Source organism: Actinacidiphila sp. DG2A-62 (assembly GCF_035825295.1).
GTDB lineage: Bacteria > Actinomycetota > Actinomycetes > Streptomycetales > Streptomycetaceae > Actinacidiphila.
Genome location: NZ_JAYMGI010000002.1, coordinates 7,574,266 through 7,594,428 on the forward strand (window position 1 = coordinate 7,574,266; position 20,163 = coordinate 7,594,428).

Annotated in this window: 11 protein-coding genes and 1 pseudogene; 3 read left to right on the plus strand and 9 right to left on the minus strand. The window is 76.7% G+C overall.

Annotated features, from left to right (window positions below; translation table 11 throughout):
* Nucleotides 1-43 precede the first annotated feature (43 nt).
* The 3 genes from VSR01_RS33635 (at nucleotide 44) to VSR01_RS33645 (ending at nucleotide 6,219) form a co-directional block, all read left to right on the plus strand.
* Nucleotides 44-1,300 carry an ABC transporter ATP-binding protein gene (locus VSR01_RS33635; RefSeq protein ID WP_326452762.1) on the plus strand — a complete coding sequence of 419 codons (1,257 nt, stop codon included), beginning with the start codon at nucleotides 44-46 and terminating at the stop codon, nucleotides 1,298-1,300.
* Nucleotides 1,301-1,420: 120 nt separating this feature from the next.
* Nucleotides 1,421-2,176 carry an ABC transporter permease gene (locus VSR01_RS33640; protein WP_326452763.1) on the plus strand — a complete coding sequence of 252 codons (756 nt, stop codon included), beginning with the start codon at nucleotides 1,421-1,423 and terminating at the stop codon, nucleotides 2,174-2,176.
* A gap of 11 nt (nucleotides 2,177-2,187) precedes the next feature.
* Nucleotides 2,188-6,219: an SDR family NAD(P)-dependent oxidoreductase gene (locus VSR01_RS33645; protein ID WP_326452764.1), complete on the plus strand. Its 4,032-nt coding sequence runs from the start codon at nucleotides 2,188-2,190 to the stop codon at nucleotides 6,217-6,219.
* A 118-nt stretch (nucleotides 6,220-6,337) separates the two neighbouring features.
* Here VSR01_RS33645 and VSR01_RS33650 read toward each other — a convergent pair whose 3' ends face one another.
* The 9 genes and pseudogenes from VSR01_RS33650 to VSR01_RS33690 all read right to left on the minus strand — a co-directional run bounded on the left by VSR01_RS33650 (nucleotide 6,338) and on the right by VSR01_RS33690 (nucleotide 18,921).
* Nucleotides 6,338-7,423: an AMP-binding protein gene (locus VSR01_RS33650; protein ID WP_326452765.1), complete on the minus strand. Its 1,086-nt coding sequence runs from the start codon at nucleotides 7,421-7,423 to the stop codon at nucleotides 6,338-6,340.
* Nucleotides 7,424-7,449: 26 nt separating this feature from the next.
* The gene (locus tag VSR01_RS33655) at nucleotides 7,450-8,004 is read right to left on the minus strand and encodes an AMP-binding protein (RefSeq protein ID WP_326452766.1); all 555 of its coding nucleotides are present in this window, start codon (nucleotides 8,002-8,004) and stop codon (nucleotides 7,450-7,452) included.
* Nucleotide 8,005: 1 nt separating this feature from the next.
* Nucleotides 8,006-8,803 (minus strand): thioesterase II family protein, encoded by a 798-nt coding sequence (locus VSR01_RS33660; RefSeq protein WP_326452767.1) that lies wholly within the window; start codon nucleotides 8,801-8,803, stop codon nucleotides 8,006-8,008.
* On the minus strand, nucleotides 8,800-9,909 hold the full coding sequence (locus tag VSR01_RS33665) for an HAD-IIIC family phosphatase (RefSeq protein WP_326452768.1): 1,110 nt from the start codon (nucleotides 9,907-9,909) through the stop codon (nucleotides 8,800-8,802). Before VSR01_RS33665 ends, VSR01_RS33660 begins: the two co-directional genes overlap by 4 nt.
* A 14-nt stretch (nucleotides 9,910-9,923) precedes the next feature.
* Nucleotides 9,924-11,018 carry an acyl-CoA dehydrogenase family protein gene (locus VSR01_RS33670; protein ID WP_326452769.1) on the minus strand — a complete coding sequence of 365 codons (1,095 nt, stop codon included), beginning with the start codon at nucleotides 11,016-11,018 and terminating at the stop codon, nucleotides 9,924-9,926.
* A gap of 130 nt (nucleotides 11,019-11,148) precedes the next feature.
* Nucleotides 11,149-11,421 carry an acyl carrier protein gene (locus tag VSR01_RS33675; RefSeq protein ID WP_326452770.1) on the minus strand — a complete coding sequence of 91 codons (273 nt, stop codon included), beginning with the start codon at nucleotides 11,419-11,421 and terminating at the stop codon, nucleotides 11,149-11,151.
* The gene (locus VSR01_RS33680; protein WP_326452771.1) at nucleotides 11,418-12,110 is read right to left on the minus strand and encodes a 3-hydroxyacyl-CoA dehydrogenase family protein; all 693 of its coding nucleotides are present in this window, start codon (nucleotides 12,108-12,110) and stop codon (nucleotides 11,418-11,420) included. Before VSR01_RS33680 ends, VSR01_RS33675 begins: the two co-directional genes overlap by 4 nt.
* 58 nt (nucleotides 12,111-12,168) lie before the next feature.
* Nucleotides 12,169-12,270 (minus strand): annotated as a pseudogene (locus tag VSR01_RS33685) (3-hydroxyacyl-CoA dehydrogenase NAD-binding domain-containing protein); the annotation flags it as partial.
* A gap of 102 nt (nucleotides 12,271-12,372) precedes the next feature.
* Complete coding sequence (locus VSR01_RS33690; protein ID WP_442785735.1) at nucleotides 12,373-18,921, minus strand: SDR family oxidoreductase; 6,549 nt, start codon at nucleotides 18,919-18,921, stop codon at nucleotides 12,373-12,375.
* Nucleotides 18,922-20,163 lie beyond the last annotated feature (1,242 nt).

The window sequence follows — 20,163 nt, forward strand, 5'->3', positions numbered from 1 at the left end:
CGGCCCGGCGGCCACAAGCCGGCCGGCGGCGGGAGCGACCGGCGTGACGGCCCGGCCCGCGGCCGGCGACGGCGGCGAGGGCGGTGCCGAGCCCGTGCGCGAGCCCGTGCGCGAGTCCGGCCGCGGCCGCGAGGACCGTGCGCGCCGTCCGCGCGGCCGGGTCCGCGCCGCCGGCGCCGCGTCCGCCGGGACGCCTGCCGCGCAGCCCGCCGCCGATCCGGCCGCGCACACCGCGCGGACCGGCCCGCGTGTCCGTGCCGCCGCCCGCGAGTCCGCCCGCAAGCCCGCGGACGACTTCGCGAAAGACCCCGCGGACGCCTTCGCGGACAACTTCGCGGACAACTCCGCCAACACCCCTGCGAACGCCCGCGCGCGCGGCGCCCGCGGGGACGGCGCCCACCCGCACGACGCCCACCCACACGACGCCCGCGCGCACGACACCCGTACGCCGGCCGCGTCCCCGGTCCTCCAGGTGAGCGGACTGGCCAAGCGCTACGGCGACGTCGACGCGCTGGCCGGGTTCGACCTGACCGTGCGGCCCGGGGAGATCGTCGGACTGGTCGGCCACAACGGCGCCGGCAAGACCACTTTCGTGGAGGTCGTCTCCGGGCTGATCAGGGCCGACGCCGGCACCGCGCTGGTGGACGGCGCCGATCCGGTCGCCGCCCGCGGCGTGATCGGCGTGTCGCCGCAGCACATCGCGCTCTACCCGTCGGTGACCGTCCGCGAGCACCTGCGGCTGTTCGGCGGGCTGTCGGGGCTGCGCCGCGGCGCGTTGCGCGCCGCGGTGGACGAGGTGGCGGACGACCTGCGGCTGACGGAGTTCCTCGACCGGCCGGCCGGTGTGCTCTCCGGCGGCCAGCAGCGCCGCGCCCAGGCCGGCGTCGCGCTGATCCACCGCCCCCGGCTGCTGCTGCTGGACGAGCCGACCGCGGGCGCCGACCCCGAGACCCGCCAGGCGCTGCTCGACGCGGTGCGGCGGCGCGCCGCCGAGGGCGCCGGCGTCGTCTACACCACGCACTACCTGGCCGAGCTGACCGAGCTCGACGCCACCATCGCCGTCGCCAAGCGCGGCCGGGTGGTGGCCCGCGGCACCGCCGCCGAACTGCTGGCGGGCCTGCCCGGCGAGGTCGCGCTGACCTTCGCCGACGGCAGCGAGCAGCGCCGGTCCACCGACGACCCGACCGCCGCGCTGATCCGGCTGCTGGCCGAGGCGACGCAGCCGGTCACCTCGGTCGACGTGCGCAAACCCGATCTGGACGACCTCTACCGATCCCTGGCGGTGCTCGATGAAGCATGACCCGCGGCCCCCCGCCGCGCCCGCGCGGCCCCTGCCGCCCGCGGCGACCCCGGCGGCTCCGGCCCCGGCGGTGACCCCGGCGGTGACCGCGCCCGCCGCGCCCCGCGAAGGCGGTGCCCGATGAACGCCGAGGCCCTGCACCGCACCGGACTGCTGGTCCGGCACAACCTGGTCCTGCGGCTGCGCGACCCCAGCCAGCTGATCAGCTACGTGGTGATGCCCATGGTGCTGATGACCGTACTCAAACCGCTCTACGTCAAGGCGCTGTCCAGCGGCACCGTGCAGGCCGTCACCGGGCCGCTGGTGATGTTCTCGGTCTTCGCGCTGGCCGTCGTCGGCCACTCGATCATGGTCGAGCGCGAGTGGCGCACCTGGGACCGGCTGCGCGTCACCCGGGCCTGCCGCACCGAACTGCTGCTCGGCAAGACCGTGCCGGCGTTCCTGATCCTGCTGCTCCAGCAGACCGTGGTCCTCGGCTTCGGCTGCCTGGTGCTGGGCCTGCGGCTGCCCGCGTCGGTCGGCTGGGTGGTCCTGGCCGTCGCGATCTGGGGCTTCACCCTGCTGTCGGTGGGCGCGGCGCTGGCCACGCTCGCCCGCACCCGCGGCGACCTCAGCGTGGTCTCCGACCTCGGCGCCGTCGCCGTCAGCGCGCTCGGCGGCGCCCTGGTGCCGGTCAGCCTGATGCCGGCCTGGGCCCGCCACATCGCGCCGGCCTCGCCCGGCTACTGGGCGATGTCCCTCATCCGCGCGGCGCTCGAAGGGGACGGGTCGGCGATGGTCCGGCCCGCCCTGGTGTGCCTGTCCATCGGCGTCGCCTTCGGGACGCTCGCCGCCTACCGGCTGGCGCGCGGCTGGGGCCGCAGCCGCCTGTTGTGAGGAAGGAAGCCATGAATCACGTCGTGACCGACGACGCGTTCGACCGGTACGAGTCCGCGGTGGCGCTGGTCGGCATGTCCGGCCGGTTCCCCGGCGCACCCGACGTCGCCGCCCTGTGGCGCAACGTGCTGGCGGGCGCGAGCGGACTGCGCGAGATCACCGCGGACGAGCTGGCCGCGGCGGGCGTGCCGCTCGAGGCCGCCGCAGACCCGCACTACGTCAGGGTCGGCGGACCGGTCGACGGCCTGGCCGAGTTCGACGCCGCCGTGTTCGGCTTCTCGCCGCGCGAGGCCGAGACGATGGACCCGCAGCACCGGCTGTTCCTGGAATGCTGCTGGGAGGCCCTGGAGAGCGCCGGCTACCCGCCGGTCGCGCCGCCCGGACGGGTCGGAGTGTTCGGCGGCGCCGCCTTCCCCGACTACCTGATGGACAACGTCGCCCACGTGGTCGACGAGCCCGGCGGCCGGCTGCTGGTCGGCGTCGGCAACGAACGCGACTCCTTCACCTCCCTGGTGGCGTACAAGCTGGGGCTGCGCGGACCGAGCCTGAGCGTGCAGACCTTCTGCTCCACCTCGCTGGTCGCGGTGCACCTGGCGGTGCAGAGCCTGCTGACCTTCGACAGCGACATGGCGCTGGCGGGCGGCGCGTTCCTGCCGCTGCCGCAGCCGGCCGGCTACCACTACGAGCCCGGCGGCATCACCTCGCCGCTGGGCCGGCCGCGCAGCTTCGACGCCGCCGCCGACGGCACCGTGATGGGCTCGGGCGTCGGCGTGGTCGCCCTGAAGCGGATGACCGACGCGCTCGCCGACGGCGACCTGGTCCACGCGGTGATCCTCGGCTCGGCGGTCAACAACGACGGCCGGGAGAAGGTGGGTTACACCGCGCCCGGCGTCGACGGCCAGGCCGAGGTGATCCGCACCGCGCTGGACGTCGCCGACGTCGCCCCCGAGACGCTGGGCTACGTCGAGTGCCACGCCACCGGCACCGCGCTCGGCGACGGCATCGAACTCGCCGCCATGGCACGGGTGTTCCGCAACGCCCCCGAGCGCCCCGCGGTGCTCGGCACCGCCAAGGCCACGCTCGGCCACCTGGACCGCGCGGCCGGCGTCACCGGCCTGATCCGCGCGGCGCTGAGCGTACGCGAGGGGGTTCGCCCCGGCGTGCCCGGCTTCGAGACGCCCAACCCGGCGCTGGCCGCGGCGGCCGACCGGTTCACCGTGCAGCCCGACACCCGGCCCTGGCCGCGGGGCGAGGGCCCGCGCCGGGCCGGCGTCAGCTCCTTCGGCCTGGGCGGCACCAACGCCCACGTGGTGCTGGAGCAGGCCCCGCCGCGGCCGGAGCGCGGCACGCCGTACCCGGGCCCGCACCTGCTGGCGTTCTCCGCCAACGACGCCGCGGGCCTGGACGCGATCGGCGAACGCCTGCGCGCGCACCTGGGCGAGCACCCCGAACTCGACCCGGCCGACGTCGCGTTCACCCTCCAGGTCTCCCGCGGCCACTTCGCGCTGCGCCGCACCGCCGTGGTCGCCGACCTCGCCGACGCGGTGGCCGCGCTGGCCGACCCGGCCCGCTGGACCGACGGGGAGACCGTCCGCCGCGACCCGCTCGTCCGGCTCGCCCCGGACCCGGCGGCCCCGGCCGCCTGGTGGGCGGAACTCGCCGACGCCGTACGGGAGATGCTGCCGGCGGCCGAGGACGACGCGGCCGCGGCGGACGCGGCGTCCTCGGCGGACGCCGACGGGGACGCGTCGGCGGTCGCGGCCGACCGGGACCGCGCTCTCGCCGCGCTCGCGGAGGGCCTGCGCGCGCTCGGCGTGCGCGTCGCCGACGCCGCGTCCGGGGCGGACGCCCGGGGCCACGTCGAGACCCTCACGGTCGGCCCGGCGGCGGCCGGTCCGGGCCCGGCGGGCTCGTCCGGCGGTGTCGGGACCATCGGCGCCGGCGCCGACAGCGGTGCGGGCCGTGACGCCGGCGACCGCGGCCGGGCGCGGGAGTGGATCGCCGGCGCCCTGGGCCGGCTCTGGCTGGCCGGCGCGAGCCTGGACTGGGCCGCGCTGCACCGCGGCGAGGGCCGCCGGGTGGAGCTGCCGACGTTCCCCTTCCGGCGCAGCCGCTACTGGGTGGACCCGCTGCCCGGCGCGGCCCGCGACAAGGCCGCCGCGGCCCCCGTCGAGGGCCGGGTGGACGACCTGGACCGGTGGACGTACCTGCCGGTGTGGCGCCGCCGACCGCTGCCGACCGCCGACCTGGACGAGCGGCTGCGCGCCGCCGGGCCCTGGCTGGTGCTGGCCGGCGAGGAGCGGGCCGAGGCGCTGGTCCGGCGGCTCGCGCGGGCCGGCGCCGAGGTCGTCACCGCGCGGCCGGGCGAGACCTTCGGCCAGGACGACGCGGGCGACTTCACCGTACGGCCCGACAGCGCGGACAGCCTCGGCGAGCTGCTCGCCGCGCAGTTCGTCGCGCCGCGCACCGTCGTGCACGGCCTGGCGCTCGCCTCGCCCGAGGGCGACGGCGCCGCGCACTTCACCGCCGAGCTGGACCGCGGCGTCTACGCGGCGCTCGCCCTGGTCAAGGCGCTGGCCGACGACCCCCTCGCGCCGCCCGCCGAGGTGGTGCTGCTCACCGGCGGCGCCGCGGCCGTCGCCGGCGCGGACCTCGACCACCCCGAGCACGCGGCGCTGGCCGCCCTCGCGCCCACCATCGCCCAGGAGAACCCGCACCTGACGTGCCGTCACATCGACCTGGAGGCGGGCGGACCGGCCGGAGCGGCCGGAGCGGCGCGGCCGGGCGGACCGGACGCGGCCGCCGGCATCGCGGACGAGGACGTCGAGCAGGCGCTCGCCGCGATGGTCCACCCGCACGAGGGCCCGGCCGCGGTGCGGTCCGGCGAGCTGTGGGTGCGCGACTACCAGCAGCACCCGCTGCCCGCGCCCGATCCGGCGCGGCCGCTGTTCCGCGCCGACGAGACCGTGCTGATCACCGGCGGCCTCGGCGACGTGGGCCTGGTGCTCGCCCGGCACCTCGCCGAGCGCTACGGCTCCCGGCTGGTGCTCACCGCCCGCACCGCCCTGCCGCCGCGCGAGCGATGGGCGGAGCTGGCCGGCGGGGAGGGCCGGCAGGCCCGGCACATCCGCAACGTGCTGGCGCTGGAGGCGGCCGGCGCGCAGGTGCTGGCGGCCGGCGTGGACGTCGGCGACGAGGAGGGCATGCGGGCCGTGGTCGCCGCCGCCGACGCGCGCTTCGGCGGCGTCGACGTCGTGGTGCACGCGGCCGGCGTGCAGGACCCGAGCTGGTTCAAGCTGGCCCACCTGTCCGACCGCGAGTGCTGCGAGACCCATCTGCACGCCAAGGTGCGCGGCTTCCACACCCTCCAGGCGGTGCTCGGGGACCGGGCCAGGGACCGGAGGATCACGCTCTCCTCGCTGTCCGCGGTGCTCGGCGGCATCGCGCTCGGCCCCTATTCGGCGGCCAACGCGGCGCTCGACGCCTACGCCCGGCGGGCCAGGCGGCGCGGGCAGGGACGCTGGATCACCGTCGACTGGGACACCTGGGACATCGATCCCGAGCGCCTGGAGGGCCACAACCCGCAGGTCCAGGCGTACCGGATGGCCCCGCGGGAGGGTGTGGAGGTGCTGGAGCGCTCGCTCGCGGCGGCCTCCGGCGTCGCGCAGGTGGTGGTCTCCAGCGGGCCGATCGGCCCCCGGCTGGCCCGCTGGGTCACCGGCGGCGGCCCGGCCGCCGACGCCGCCGCGTCCGACGGCGAGCGCCACCCGCGCCCCGACCTGACCACCCCGTACCAGGAGCCGGCCGAGGGCGTCGAACGCGCGCTCGCCGACATCTGGGGGGCGGTCCTCGGCGTCGAGGGCGTCGGCGCCGACGACGACTTCTTCGAGCTGGGCGGCCACTCCATGCTGGCCATCCAGATGACCGCGCGGATCAGGGCGGCGGTCGGCGCGGACGTGGCCGCCACCGATCTGGTGGAGCACCCCACGGTGCGCCGGCTCGCCGCGGCCGTGGCCCGGGCGGCGGCCCCGGTCGCGGTCTGACCGCGGACGCCGCTCCGGTGCGCCGCCGGTTCCCGGCGGCCCCGGGCCCGGCGTGTCGCCGTCCCCGGGCGGGGGCGGCTCCCGGCTTCCGGCCGGGGGCCGCCCCCGCCCGCCGCGTTCACCGCCCCCGCGCGGCGCGGGCGGTGAGCGCCTTGCGGTCCACCTTGCGGTTGGCGTTCAGCGGGAACGCCGCCAGCGGGACGAAACGGCGCGGCACCAGCGGGCGGGGCAGGAACTCGCCCAGCGCCTTGGCCAGGTGGGCGGGCGCGCCGGGCGCTCCCAGCAGGAACGCGGTGAGTTCGCCGTCGACCGCGACGGCCACCGCGTCCGTCACCCCGGGCAGGCGGCGCAACGCCCATTCCACCTCGGCGAGTTCCACCCGGATGCCGTGGATCTGCACCTGGTGGTCGCGGCGGCCCAGATACGCCAGCTCGCCGCCGTCCAGCTCACGCACCAGGTCGCCGGTGCGGTACCAGCGCTGCCCCTCGTGCTCCAGGAACCGGCCCTCGTCGTCGGCCGGGTCGAGGTAGCCGGGCACCATCTGGTCGCCGGTGACGCACAGTTCGCCGTCGTGCAGCAGCCGGCGCAGGCCCGGGTGCAGGGTGCCGATCGGCACGATGTCGTTGACGCAGCGGGCCGGGGAGCGCTCGGGGTCCCAGCGGTGCACGCTGCACGAGATGGTCAACTCGGTGGGCCCGTAGAGGTTCTCCACCGTCGAGCCGGGCGCCGCCGCCTGCCAGGCCGCCGCGTCGTGTGCCAGCAGCGGCTCGCCGCAGAACAGGCTCCAGCGCAGGCTCGCCAGCCCACCCGCCGCCAACCCCTGTGGACGGCGGCCCAGTTGGGAGATCAGGCTCGGCGCCGAGAACCACACCGTGATGCCCTGCTCGGCGACGAAGCGCTCCAGCGCCGCGTAGGCGGTCGGCGGCACGCTGACCACCGTGCCGCCGCTGCCCCAGGCGGTGAACAGGTCGAACATCGCCAGGTCGAAGGTCAGGTCGAAGGTCTGCGAGAACACGTCGCCGGCGTGGAAGCCGTAGCGGTCGTGCACGAAGCGCAGATACGCGTCGACGTTGCGGTGCAGCACCGGCACACCCTTGGGACGGCCGGTGGAGCCCGAGGTGAACAGGATGTACGCGACCGCGTCGGGGCCGGCCGGGCGCGGCCGCGGCAGCGCGGGGCCGACCGGCTCCCGCACCACCGGCACGCCGGCCAGCGGACCGCCGGGCCCGGTCAGGGCCGGCAGCGCGCCGGCCCCCGGTCGTCGGCGATCACCGCGTCCAGGCCGGCCGCGGCGGCCATCGCCGCGGTCCGCTCGGCCGGGAAGTCCGGGTGCAGCGGCACCACCGCCGCGCCCGCGTACCCGGCGGCCAGCAGCCCCGCGTACGCCTGCTCGCTGCGCGCGGCCAGCAGGCCGACCCGCCGTGGCCGGCCGCCCGGGACCGCCGCGACGACGGTCCCGGCAAGCGCGAGCGCCCGCTCGTGCAGCTCCCGGTAGCCGAGCCGGGTCCGCCCCACCCGCAGCGCCTCCGCGTCCGGTCCGGCGGCCAGGCCCCGCAGGAACCACCCGGTGAGCGTCCCGGCCGCCGCGGCCCGCAAGTCCTCCCCGACGCCCCCGGCCCCGGACACCCGGGCCGGGCCCGTACCCGGCACCCCGCCCGGGCCCGTACCCGTACCCGACGAGCCGCCCGGGTCCGTACCCGACGAGCCGTGCGCGCCCGGCGAGCGGTCCGTGTCCGGCGAGCGGTCCGTGTCCGGCGCCGCGGCCGTGAGATCCAACGCGGCCATCTCACGCCCCCCACAGGGCGCGGGCGATGTAGCGCTGGGTCACGCCGGCCTGCTCCAGCACCGCGAAGTGGCCGCCGGACAGGGTGTACGCCTGGAACGGGCCGGTGGTGTGGCGCTCCCAGCCGGCCATGCCGGCGGTGCCGGTGCGGGCGTCGCCGTCCGCGGCCAGCGCCGTGACCGGCACGGCCAGCGGCGGCTCGGCCCGCGGCGCGTGCGACTCCTTCACCGCGAAGTCCGCGCGGAACGGCGGCAGGATCATCCGCAGCACCGAGGGGTCGCCGAGCATCCACTCCGGCGTGCCGCCGATCCGCCGCAGCAGCGCCACCACCTGCTCGTCGGACATCGCGCCGATCGGCGGCTCGTCGGCGTCCGGGTCGTCGCCGGGCGCGCCGCACCCGGAGACGAACAGGTGCAGCGGATCGGGACCGCCGCGCCGGCGGATCTCCCGGACCAGCTCGAACGCCTCCAGCGCGCCCAGGCTGTGCCCGTACACCGCGTACGGCCGCACCGGCCCGCCGGCCGGTCCCTCGTCCACCAGGTCCGCGAGCACCGCGTCCGCCAGGTCCGCGACCAACCGGTCCATCTCGCGGTACGGGGTCTCCCGCAGCCGGGTCTCGCGGCCCGGCGGCTGCACCGGCCGGACCGACACCTCGCCGATCCGGCCGAACCACGAACGGAACGCCGACGCCGAACCGCCCGCGTGCGGCAGGCAGTACAGCCGCGGTCCGACGCTGCCGGGGTGCTCGGCGAACGGGAACCACGCGGTGGCCGCCGCCGGTGCGCGCAGCGCCGTCGTCACGGCTTCACCTCCAGCGTGACGTAGCCCGGCGCCGGCTGGATCTGCGACATGTCCGCCGCCAGCACCACCCGGGCGCCGTCCCTGGACACCTCGCGGAACCCGCCGAACGCGTAGGTGATCTGCATCATCCGGTTGCGCCCGGTCTCCACGAAGTCCGCGGTCAGCCCGGCGCCGGCCGCGCGGGCGCGTTCCATGACGTGGCTGAGCAGCACCGAGCCGACGCCGCGGGACATCACCCGGCACGACATCAGCATCATCCGCAGCCGCCAGTCCGGGTCGCCCTTCTCCACCAGCGCCAGGCCGATCTTGCCGTACGAACCGAACCGGTCCACCAGACTGGCGACCAGCAGCAGGTGGTCGGGGGACTCGCGCAGCTCGTCCAGCTCGTCGTAGGAGTAGGTGCGGCCGGTGGCGTTGAGCTGGTTGGTGCGCACCGTCAGCTCCTCGGCCCGCTGGAGGTCCTCCCGGGCGGCCGGCGCGATCGTGAACGTCATGCCGAGCGAGGCGAGGAACTCCTCGTTGGTGCCCTTGAAGTCGCTCTCCACCTCGTCCCTGGCCAGCTGCCCGCGGTACATCGCGCGGCGCTGCGCGGACTCGTCGGACACGAACCGCGGCCGGAACTCCTCGCGCAGCAGCTCGGTGTCCACGTCCGCCGCGTTCACCCGGGTCACCTCGGGCAGCGAGAACTCCATCTCGGCCAGCTCGAACTCCTGGTCGTCGACGAACGCGAAGGCGTCCAGGCCCAGGTTGAGCTTGGCGGCGATCCGGCGCACCGACTCGGACTTGGCGTCCCAGCCGATCTGCGGGAACAGGAACATGTCCTTCAGGCCCAGCTCGGTCAGCTTGGCCACCGCCGTGTCGTGGTCGTTCTTGCTGGCCACCGAGTGCAGGACGCCCAGCGCGTCCAGCCGGTGCAGGTGCTCCACCACGTGCGGGCGCACCCGCACCTCGGCGTCCTCCAGCAGGACGCCGTCCCACAGGGTGTTGTCCAGGTCCCACACCACGCACTTGATGCGGCCCTGTCTGGGCTTGCGGTAGGGGTCCGTCGCCGTGTCCGTCGCCGTGTCCGTCGCCGCTTCCGCCGCGGTCCGCGTTCCCGTGCTCACCGTGCTCGCTGTGCTCACTGTGCTCCCTCCCGGAACGCCTCGTCGGCGATCGTCATCCGCTGGATCTCGTTGCTGCCCTCGATCAGCTCCATCACCTTCGCGTCCCGGTACATCCGCGCGACCGGGAAGTCGGCGGTCATCCCGTTGGCGCCGTGCACCTGGACGGCCTCGGTGGAGTGCCGGGCCGCGGCCGTGGACGCGAAGTACTTCGCCACCCAGGTGGCCATGATCGTCGCCGGGTCCCCGGCGTCCTTCAGCTCACCGGCGCGGCGGCACAGCAGCCGCGCCGCCCGTACGTCGGTGACCATGTCGGAGAGCTTGGACCGGATCAGCGGCAGGTCCCGCAGCCGGCTGCCGGCCACCGTGCGGTGCGAGGTGTAGGCCGCGCACGCCTCCAGGCACGCCTGGACGATGCCGACCGACCCGCACGCCACGCTGTAGCGCCCCAGGTCCAGCGTGCCGCTGAGCACCATGCCGGAGGCGAAGGAGCTGGGCCCGAGCAGCGCCTCGGGCCCCAGCTCCACATCGTCGAACTCGATCTCGGCGATCAGCGACGCGCGGGTGCCGAGCATGTCCTCGATCGGCGTGACCCGCACACCGGGCGCGCGGCGCGGCACCAGCAGCGCCACGATCGAGGTCTCGGTGCGCGCGAACACCAGGTACAGGTCCGCGCGCTGACCGCCGGTGATCCACTTCTTGCGGCCGTTGAGCAGCCAGCCGCCGCGGTGCGGCTCGACCCGGGTGGAGATGCCGGCCGCGTCGCTGCCGGCGCCCGGCTCGGACAGGCAGAACGCGCCCCGCACCCGGCCGGTGGCCAGGTCGCCCGCCCACTGCTGGAGCTGGGCGTCGCTGCCCCAGCGCAGCAGCGCCCAGGAGAGCATGGTGTGCACGGTGAGCAGGGAACGGACCGAGGAGCAGCCGCGGCCCACCTCCTCGTGCACCGCGCCCAGGGTCACCATGTCCAGGTCCCGGCCGCCCCAGCGGGCGGGGAGGAACGGGGCCCACAGGCCCTGTTCCCCGACCCGCTCCTGGACCTCCTCCGGCACCGCGCCGGCCCGGTCGTACGCGTCGGCCACCGGAACGATCCACTCGTCGACGAAGGCGCGCACCGAGTCCCGGTCGATGGGTGCCGGTGCCGGTGCCGGTGTCGGTGTCGAAGCCGGTGCCGGTGCCGGTGCCGGTGCCTGTGCCGGTGGCGCCACGGGTGGCGCCACGGTCACACTCGTCATGCTGTCCTCCTCAGGAGACCGGCGCCGGATCGGTCAGCCGGGCGACCAGCGCGGCCATGGACTCGACGGTGCGGAAGTTGTCGATGCGCAGCTCGTCGTTGGGGACGGTGGCGCCGAAGGTCTTCTCGATGAACATCACCAGCTCCATCGCGAACAGCGAGTTGATGAAGCCCAGGGCGAAGATGTCCTGGTCGGGGGTGATGTCGGCCTGCGGGAACCGGCCCTGGATGAAGGCCTGGACGCGGGCGGCGGGGGTGGTGAGGGTCTCGGACATGATGGTCATCCCTTGGTGTCGTAGGTGTAGAAGCCACGGCCGGTCTTGCGGCCGTGCAGGCCGGCGTCCGTCATCTGCTTGAGCAGCGGGCAGGGCCGGTACTTGCTGTCGGCGTAGTGCTCGTAGAGCACCTCGACGCTGTAGAGGATCGTGTCGACGCCGATCAGGTCCGCGGTCTCCAGCGGACCCATGGGGTGGCCGAAGCAGCCGCGGAAGACCTCGTCCACCGACTCGGCGGTGGCGACGCCCTCGTGGACCAGGTAGGCGGCCTCGTTGACGGTGAGCATGAGCACCCGGTTGGAGACGAAGCCCGAGGCGTCCTTGACCTCGACGGCCTTCTTGCCGAAGTCGGCCAGGAACTGCCGGGTGACCTCGACGACCTCACGGGTGGTGTGGAACCCCGGGATCAGCTCCACGACCGGCTTGGCCGGCACCGGGTTCATGAAGTGCACGCCGACCACCCGCTGCGGGTGGTCGCCGACCGCGGCGACCCGGGTGATCGGGATCGCGGAGGTGTTGACGATGACCACCGCGTCCGGGCTGAGCACCTGGTCCAGCTCGCGGTGCACCTCGCGCTTGGTCTCCCAGTCCTCCGTGACGTTCTCGATCACGAAGTCGGCCTTGGCCAGCGCGTCCAGGCCGACCGCGGTGGTGATCCGGCCGAGGATCTCGTCCGGGTCCAGCACCGGGCCGCCCATCAGGCCGCTGAGCCTGGCAGTTGCGGGAGATGACGGCCTTGGCGCCGTCCAGGACCTCCTCGCTGATGTCGACCAGGATGGTCTCGTAGCCGTACTGGGCCAGGTTCTGGGCGACTCCGACGCCCATGACGCCTGCGCCGACGACTCCAACGACAGTCATTGCTCTCTCCGTTTCCACGGCGCTACCGCCGAGCGTGTACGAATCGGGACGGGGTACGAAAGGGGGCTTGCGGGTCGGGCCGGGCCGGGCCGTCGGTTCCGGTCAGGCGGCCCTGCGGCGGCGGGCCGCCGCGGTCTTCAGGCCGGAACGCCGGCGCTCGGCCTGGTCGGACCGGTCGGCGCCGCCGGCGCCGCCGGAGGCCCCGGCGCTCTCCGGCGCGGAGCCGGCCGCGGACGGGGAACCGGAGCCGACCACCCGGGCCAGCGCCTCCACGGTCGGGGCTTCGTAGAGGATGTGCGGCGGCAGTTCGGCGTCGGGGAAGACCGTCCGCAGCTTGGCCAGCAGGGCGATGCCGAGCAGCGAGTTGCCGCCGAGTTCGAAGAAGTTGTCGCCGGTGCCGACGCGCTCCAGCTTCAGCTGGTCGCGCCACACCTCCGCGACGGCCTCCTCGTCCGCGCCGGACGGCTCCCGGTAGGGGGTGAGCAGCTCCGGCCGGGGGTGGCGGGCGCCGGCCGAGCCGCCGCCCGCCGGGTCGAGAACCGCCGCGACGGTGAAGCCGGTGGCGTAGTCGACCATGGTCGGCAGGTCCTGGGTGGAGACCACGACCCGCGGCTCGCCCGAGGCCAGGGCCCGCAGCAGCGAGCGCCAGCCCTCGTCGAACGCGATGCCGAAGGTCTCCCGGTGGCCGCGGAAGAACGCCTGCAGCCGGTCGTCGTACCCGGCGAGCCCGAACTCCCAGGCGTTCCACTGCCATTCGCCCCAGTCCACCGACACCACCCGGCGGCCGTCGCCGGCCAGCCGCGCGGCGCAGGCGTCCAGGTAGGCGTTGGCGGCGCAGTAGTCGACCTGGCCGGGGCCGCCGCCGGTGGCCGAGGTGATCGAGGAGAAGAACGCCAGGAAGTCCAGCGGGACCTCGTCCGCCTCGCCGATCCGCAGGGCCTGGGTGAGCGCCCGCGCGCCGTCGACCTTCGGCGCGAGCACCAGGTCGGAGTCCTCGGGCCGCTTGAACTGGATCAGCCCGGTGCCGGGCACGCCGGCCGCGTGCAGCACGCCGTGCAGCGCGCCGAACCGCTCGTGCGCGGCGGCCACCGCCCGGCGCACGTCGGCCGGTTCGGCCACGTCGCCCTCGACGACCTCGACCTCGGCGCCCAGCTCCAGCAGGGCCAGCACCTGGCGCACCCGCTCGCGCACCGACTCCTCGGCCGGCTCGGCGCCGTCCGCGACGGCCGTCCACCGCTCGCGCGGCGGCAGCCCGCGGCGGCCGAGCAGCACCAGCCGGGCGCGGCACTCACGCGCCAGGTTCCCGGCCATCGCCAGGCCGATGCCGCCGAGACCGCCGGTGATCAGGTAGACGCCCTCCTGGCGCAGCACCTGCCGGGCGGCGTCGCCCGCGTCCGGGGCGGCCATGGCCTCGTAGCCGGGCGTCCAGCGGCGTCCGCCGCGCAGCGCCACGGTCGCGCCGGTCCGCGGCCGGCGCAGCTCGGCGGCGATCGCGGCGGCCGGCGTCGAGGGCTCCACGTCGACCAGGCGCGTGGTCACCCCCGGGTACTCCAGCGGCACCACCAGCGCGGGCCCGACCAGCGTCGCCGCCTCCGGCCGCGCCTCCGCTCCGTCGAGCACCGCGTGCGCCCCGGTGGTCACCAGGTCCAGCGCCCAGTCGCCGAAGCCGAGTTCACCCGCGGCGTGCGCCAGCGCGACGAGCGTGTGCAGCCCCCGCCGGACGGCCTGCGCGGTCGCGTCGCCATCGGCGGCGGAACCGGTCGGGTCGGCCGGTCCGGACTGCGCGGCCGGTGCGGACCGCGCGGTCGGCGCGGCCGTCCCGGGGGAGCCGAGCGGGCTCCGGGCGCCGCCACCGGCCGCACGGTCGTCGGCGGTCGCCGCGTCCGCGCCGGAGCCGGCGCACGGGAGGGTCCACAGGTGGACGACGCGGTCCAGCGGGAGGCCGCGCTCGCGCAGCGCGCGCAGCAGGGACTGGGCGTCGCCGTGGTCGCCGGGGCGGACCGTGTAGCCGGCGTCGGCGCCGGCCTCCGCGGCGAAGGCCGCGCCGGGACGCACCGCGGTGACGGCGGCGCCCTCGGCGAGCGCCACGGCGCGCAGCTGCGCCAGCACCGGGTCGTCGGCGCCGTCGGCGTACACCAGCCAGTGGGCGGGCTGCCCGGCGGCCGGGGCGGGCGCGGCGGTCTGCCGCCACACCGGCTGCCACAGCCACTGCTCCTCCGGCAGCCGCGGCACCCGGTCCAGATCCTCGAAGGACGTCAGGCCCTCCGCGGCCGGCGCGCCGGCCGCGACCGCGGCGACCCGCCCGCTGCCGGGCAGCGGAGCCGGCTCGATCCAGTAGCGCTGCCGCTGGAACGGATAGGTCGGCAGCGGCACCCGGCCGGGCAGCGCGTCGCCGTGCAGCGGCGCGGTGTGCTGCCCACGGCCGTGGTACGCGGCCCAGTCCAGCTCCACACCGGTCAGCCACAGCCGCGCCACGCACTCGGTGAGCACCGCGTCCGAGGGGCGCGGGTCGCTCTGCGCGGGCAGCGTCGCGGTGATCAGCGGCCAGCGCCGCGGCGGGCAGCCGGCGCCGCGCAGCATCGCGCCGAGCGACGGGCCGGGGCCGATCTCCACGACCGCCAGCTCCTCGTCCTCCAGCAGCCGCCGCATCCCCGCGTCGAAGCGCACTGTGCGGCACATGTGCGCCGCCCAGTAGCCGGGGTCGGTCACCAGCGCCGCGTCCGCGACGTCACCGGTGACGTTCGAGATGTACGGCGACCGGGGCGCGTTGAGCGTGACGTGCTCCGCCACCCAGGCGGTCAGCTCGTCGGCGACGCCGGCCAGCATCCGCGAGTGGAAGGCGTGCGTGGTGCGCAGGCCCCGGGCCGGCACGCCGTCCCGCTGCAACGCCGCGACCAGGTCGTCCAGCGCCTGCTGCGGTCCGGCGACCACCACCGAGGCCGGGCCGCTCTCCACCGCGACGTCCAGGCCGCGCGCCTGGAGCCGGTAGCGGGCGCGCAGCTGCTCCGCGCCGAGCGGCACCGCGGCCATCGCGCCGCGCTCCACCCCGGAGATCAGCCGGGCCCGGTACGCCACCAGCGCCACCGCGTCCCGCGGCGACAGCACCCCGGCCAGGCACGCGGCCACGTACTCGCCGAGGCTGTAGCCGAGCATCAGCGCGGGCCGCACGCCCCAGGCGAGGAAGGTGCGCGCCAGCGCGTACTCCACCGCGAACATCAGCGGCTGCACCACCTCGGTGCGCTCCAGCTCCTCGGCCCGCCGGTCGGCCGCGGCGCTCGCCCGGCCGAGCAGCGCGGCCAGATCCATGCCGCCGCCCGGCCGGTCGCCGGTGAGCAGCCCGGCCACGTCGGCGTCCGGCAGCAGCGGGGCGAGCAGCGCCGCGACGGCGTCGAACTCGGCGCGGAACACCGGCTCGTGGCGGTACAGATCGCCCACCATGCCCGGGTACTGCTCGCCGACGCCGGCGAACAGGAACGCCACGCCGCGGCCCGAGGCCGTCTCCACCCGCGTCGCGACCGGCACGGAGTCGTCGGCGCCGGTGAACACCGCGGCGGCCTGCGCCGCGTCCGTGACCACGGCGGCCCTGCGGTGCTCGAAGGTCTTGCGGCCGACGTGCAGGGTGTAGGCGGTGTCCGCGACGGTGGGGGCGGTCGCCCGAGCGGCGGCGCCGGCCCGCGAGGTCTGCCCGGCGAGGTGGTCGCCGAGGTCGCGGACCGCCTGGTCGGCCGCCGCCTCGGTACGGGCCGAGACGGCCAGCACGTGGTGGCGGCGGGCGCCGGGGCCGCGCTCGGGCCGCGACGGCGGCTGCTCCAGGACGACGTGCACGTTGGTGCCTCCCATACCGAGCGAGTTGACGCCGGCGATCCGCGGCCCGCGCCCGCGCTCCGGCCACACCGCGGCCTCGGCGTTGACGTAGAAGGGGCCGCCCGCGAAGTCGATCTGCGGGTTGGGGCGGGTGTAGTTGAGCGAGGCGGGGATGAAGCCCTCGCGGACCGCGAGCGTCGCCTTGATCAACCCGGCCGTGCCGGCCGCGTGGTTGAGGTGGCCCACGTTGGTCTTGACCGCGCCGATCGGGATCGTGCCGGGGCCGGCTCCCGGGCCGAACGCCTGGGTGAGCGCGGCGACCTCGATCGGGTCGCCCAGTTCGGTGGCCGAGCCGTGCGCCTCCACGTAGCCGATGTCGTCGGCCGTGACGCCCGCCTCCGCCATCGCCGCGCGCACCGCGACGGCCTGCCCCGACACGCTCGGCGCGGTGTAACCCGCCTTCAGGGCGCCGTCGTTGTTCAGCGCGGTGCCGCGGATCACCGCGTGCACGGTGTCGCCGTCGCGCAGCGCGTCCGACAGCCGCTTGAGCACCACCACCGTCGCGCCGTCGCCGAACATCGTGCCGGTGGCGTCGGCGTCGAAGGAGTGCACGTGCCCGTCGTGCGAGTCCATGCCGCCGGGCATCCTGCGGTGGCCCTTGCGGTCCGGCACCCCGATCGAGACGCCGCCCGCCAGCGCGGTCTCGCACTCGCCGGCCCGCAGGCTGCGCACCGCGGTGTGCACCGCGACCAGCGAAGTGGAGCAGAAGGTCTGCACGGCCACGCTCGGCCCGCGCAGGTCGAACAGGTAGGACACGGTGGTGGTCAGCGCGTCCTTGTCGTTGCTCATGATCAGCTCGTACGGGCTCACGTCCACGGCCCCGCCCAACTGCGGGATCATGCCGAGCAGATAGGTGCTGAGGTTGGCGCCGCCGAAGACGCCGATCCGGTCGCGGTAGCCCTCGTCGGCGTAGCCGGAGTGCTCCAGCGCCTCCCAGCACACCTCCAGGAACAGCCGCTGCTGCGGGTCGGCGAGCGCCGCCATCCGCGGGCTCATCCCGAAGAACCCGGCGTCGAAGGAGGCGATGTCGTCCAGCACCGGGCGCGCCCGCACGTACTCCGGGTCGTGCGCCAGCTCCGGGTCGACCCCGGCCTCGATCAGCTCCTCCGGGGTGAAGAAGCTGATCGACTCGACGCCGTCGCACAGGTTCTGCCAGAACTGCCGCACGTCGCCCGCGCCGGGGAAGCGGCCGGCCATGCCGATCACGGCGACGCGCTGGTCGTCCGCGTCGAGCCGGGCGGCGGCCGGGACCGGCGGGGAGGCCGGGGCGGGAGCGGCGGGGAGCAGCTCGGCGGACGCGGCGACAGCCGGGGCCGAGCCGGCGGCGGGGGCGGAGCCGGGGCCGGGCCGCTGGGCGACGGGCGCCGTCTGCTCGACGTCCGCCGGTCGTGCGGGAGTTCCGGCCGCGTCCGGCGCGCCGGGGGCGGCGGTGGACGCGGGGGTCTCGTCGAGCACCGCGGCCAGCCGCCGCACGGTGGGCGACTCGAACAGCGCCACCGCCGGGACGGTACGCCCGAACCGGCGCCTGACCGTGGCCAGCATCTGCAGCGCGGAGAACGAACTGCCGCCCAGGTCGAAGAAGTTGTCCCGGGTGCCGACCGGCGCGACGCCGAGGGTCTCGGACCACAGCGCGCACAGCTCGCGCTCGGTCGCGGTCAGCGGCGACACGTACGGCTGCGGCAGCTCGGGCCGCGGCAGCACCGGGCCCGCGGGCACCTCGGCGGTGACCGGCAGCGTCTCCCGACGGCGCGGCAGCCGGTCCTGCCAGCCGCCCGCGGCCACCACCACGGCGTCCTCCGGCCGGGCCAGGACGGCGTCCAGCACCGCCAGCGCCTGCGCGTCGGTCATCGCGTGGGCGGCGAGCGCCTGCGCGGTGTGCGCCTCGGTACGGGCCAGGGTCGCCGTCCAGGTGTCCCAGCCGACCGAGAGCCAGCGGGTGGGCGAGGCCGGGCGGGCCAGGGAGTCCAGGGCGGCGTTCGCCGCGGCGTAGCTGCCGAAGGCGAGGCCGCCGAGGTGGGCGGAGGTCGAGGAGAACAGCAGCACCCACCTCGGCGCGCCGGCGGCCGGCAGCGACCCGATGGCCGACTCCAGGGCCAGCGCGCCGCGGTACTTGGCGCCGAACTGCCGCCGCACCGGGCCCTCTTCGAGCGCGGCGAGCGGCAGGAAGGCGTCCTCCGCGGTGTCCGCGGCGGCGTGCAGCACGCCGTCGAAGCGCTCGCGGGCGAGCAGGTCGCGCACGGCGTCCGGATCGGTCACGTCCAGCCGGGGCGTCTCCACCCGGGCCGTGCCGAGCGAGCCCAGCCGGGCCACGGCCGCGGCGCGCGGGTCCGCCGGGTCGGCCGGCAGGCCGCTGCGGCTCGCCAGCGCGACCCGGCCCGCGCCGCCGCGCACCAGATGCTCGGCCAGGACCAGGCCGATCACGCCGAGGCCGCCGGTGATCAGGTAGCTGCCGCCGGGCTCGACCGCGGGCGCGGATGTTCCCGCGCCCGGCGCCGGCTCGTAGCCGGGCACGTGGCGGCGGCCGGCGCGGTAGGCCGCGAGCACGGGGGAGTCCGCGGTCGCGGGGGCCGCGAGGGCCGCCGCCAGATCGGCGGCGTCCTGCGTCTCGTCCGAGGCCGGGTCCAGGTCGACGCCCAGGACGTCGAGTTCGGGGTGCTCCTGGCCGGCCACCACGGGCAGCACGGCGAGCGCGGCCTGCGCCGCGTCGGTCCGCGCCTCCCCGGTCCCGGCGTCCGCGGCCGGCGCGTTCCCGGTCACGGGCTGCCCGCCCCGGGTCACGACGACCATCCGGTCCACGCCGGGCTGCTCCGCCCACCGCGTGACGGTCCGCGCGGTCGCCAGCACGGCCGGCACCGGGTCCGCGTCGCCGCGGGCGTCGAGCCCGCCCAACGCGGCGACGGTCAGCGGGCCTTCGCCGCCGGGCCGCTCTACGTCCTCCTGGCCGGCCGCGGCGAGCGCCACGTCCGCGCCCCCGGCGGTGAGGCGCGCCGCCAACGCGGCGCCGACGCCGCCCTCGTCGGCCAGCACCACGTAACGCCCGGCGGGCGTCGCGGTGTCGGCCGGGACGCCGGCGTCGGCGTTCCAGCGGCGCACGAGCAACTCGACGTGACCGTCGGCGGACCGGGCGCGACCGTTGCCGTTGCCGCTGTCGGCGTCGAGCCGACCGCCGGGGTCCGCCCCGACAGTGACCGGCAGCGCGGTCCGGCCGGTCGCGGCGGGGGCGACGGCATCGGCGCCGCGGGTGGTCGCGTCGCCGCCCGCGCCGGAGCCGGGGACGGCGGTGGGCCGCTGCGCGGGCGCCTGACCGGTCGCGGCGGGCGCGCCCACGCCGTCGGCGCCGCGCGTACCCGCCGTGCCGCCTTCGCCGGAGCCGGCAGTGGTGAGGGAGCCGGAGCCGGTCGGGGCGGGCAGTGCTGCTGCCTGGCCGGGGGTGGCGGTGGCCGCGCCAACAGCGCCGGCGCCAGGGGCGGTTGCCGTGCCGTTGCCGCCGGAGCCGGAGCCGGAGCCGGAGCCGGAGCCGGTGGCGGTGGCGGTGGTGGCGTCGGCGACAGGCGGGCGGGGCGCGGGCGTCGCGGCCTGCGGCGCCTGGCTGCCGGCCCCGCGTCCGGTGTGCGCCCGGGCGGCGCTGCCGCCGCGAGCCGGGGAAGCCGCGGCCGTGGCCGTCGTCCCGGGGGTCACCCGGGTCGCGGGCCAGTGGCGGGTGCGCTGGAAGGGGTAGGCGGGCAGGGCGACGAGGCGGCCGGGGGCGCACGAGGCGCGGACGGCCGTCCAGTCCACCGGTGCGCCCAGCTCCCACAGGCGGGCGTAGGCGTGTGGCAGGCCCGCTGGGTCGAGCGGCGCGTCCAGCACGACGGTGTCGGCGTCGGCGAGCCGGCCCACCAGGGCGCCGAGCGCCTGCCCGGGACCGAGGTCGACATAGGCGTGGACGCCGGTCGGCAGTCCGCCGTCGAAGGCCGGCTCGGCCGCCGCGATCCCGGCCCAGCGGGCGGGGTCGGTGGCCTCGGCCTCGGTGAGCACGGCGCCGGTCGC

Excerpts from the sequence above, each read along its gene's own strand:
- VSR01_RS33655 (WP_326452766.1), bottom strand. The coding sequence starts at position 8,004 with ATGGCCGCGTTGGATCTCACGGCCGCGGCGCCGGACACGGACCGCTCG.
- VSR01_RS33680 (WP_326452771.1), bottom strand. The coding sequence starts at position 12,110 with ATGGGCGGCCCGGTGCTGGACCCGGACGAGATCCTCGGCCGGATCACC.
- VSR01_RS33645 (WP_326452764.1), top strand. The coding sequence starts at position 2,188 with ATGAATCACGTCGTGACCGACGACGCGTTCGACCGGTACGAGTCCGCG.
- VSR01_RS33690 (WP_442785735.1), bottom strand. The coding sequence starts at position 18,921 with ATGGTCGTCGTGACCCGGGGCGGGCAGCCCGTGACCGGGAACGCGCCG.
- VSR01_RS33640 (WP_326452763.1), top strand. The coding sequence starts at position 1,421 with ATGAACGCCGAGGCCCTGCACCGCACCGGACTGCTGGTCCGGCACAAC.
- VSR01_RS33675 (WP_326452770.1), bottom strand. The coding sequence starts at position 11,421 with ATGACCATCATGTCCGAGACCCTCACCACCCCCGCCGCCCGCGTCCAG.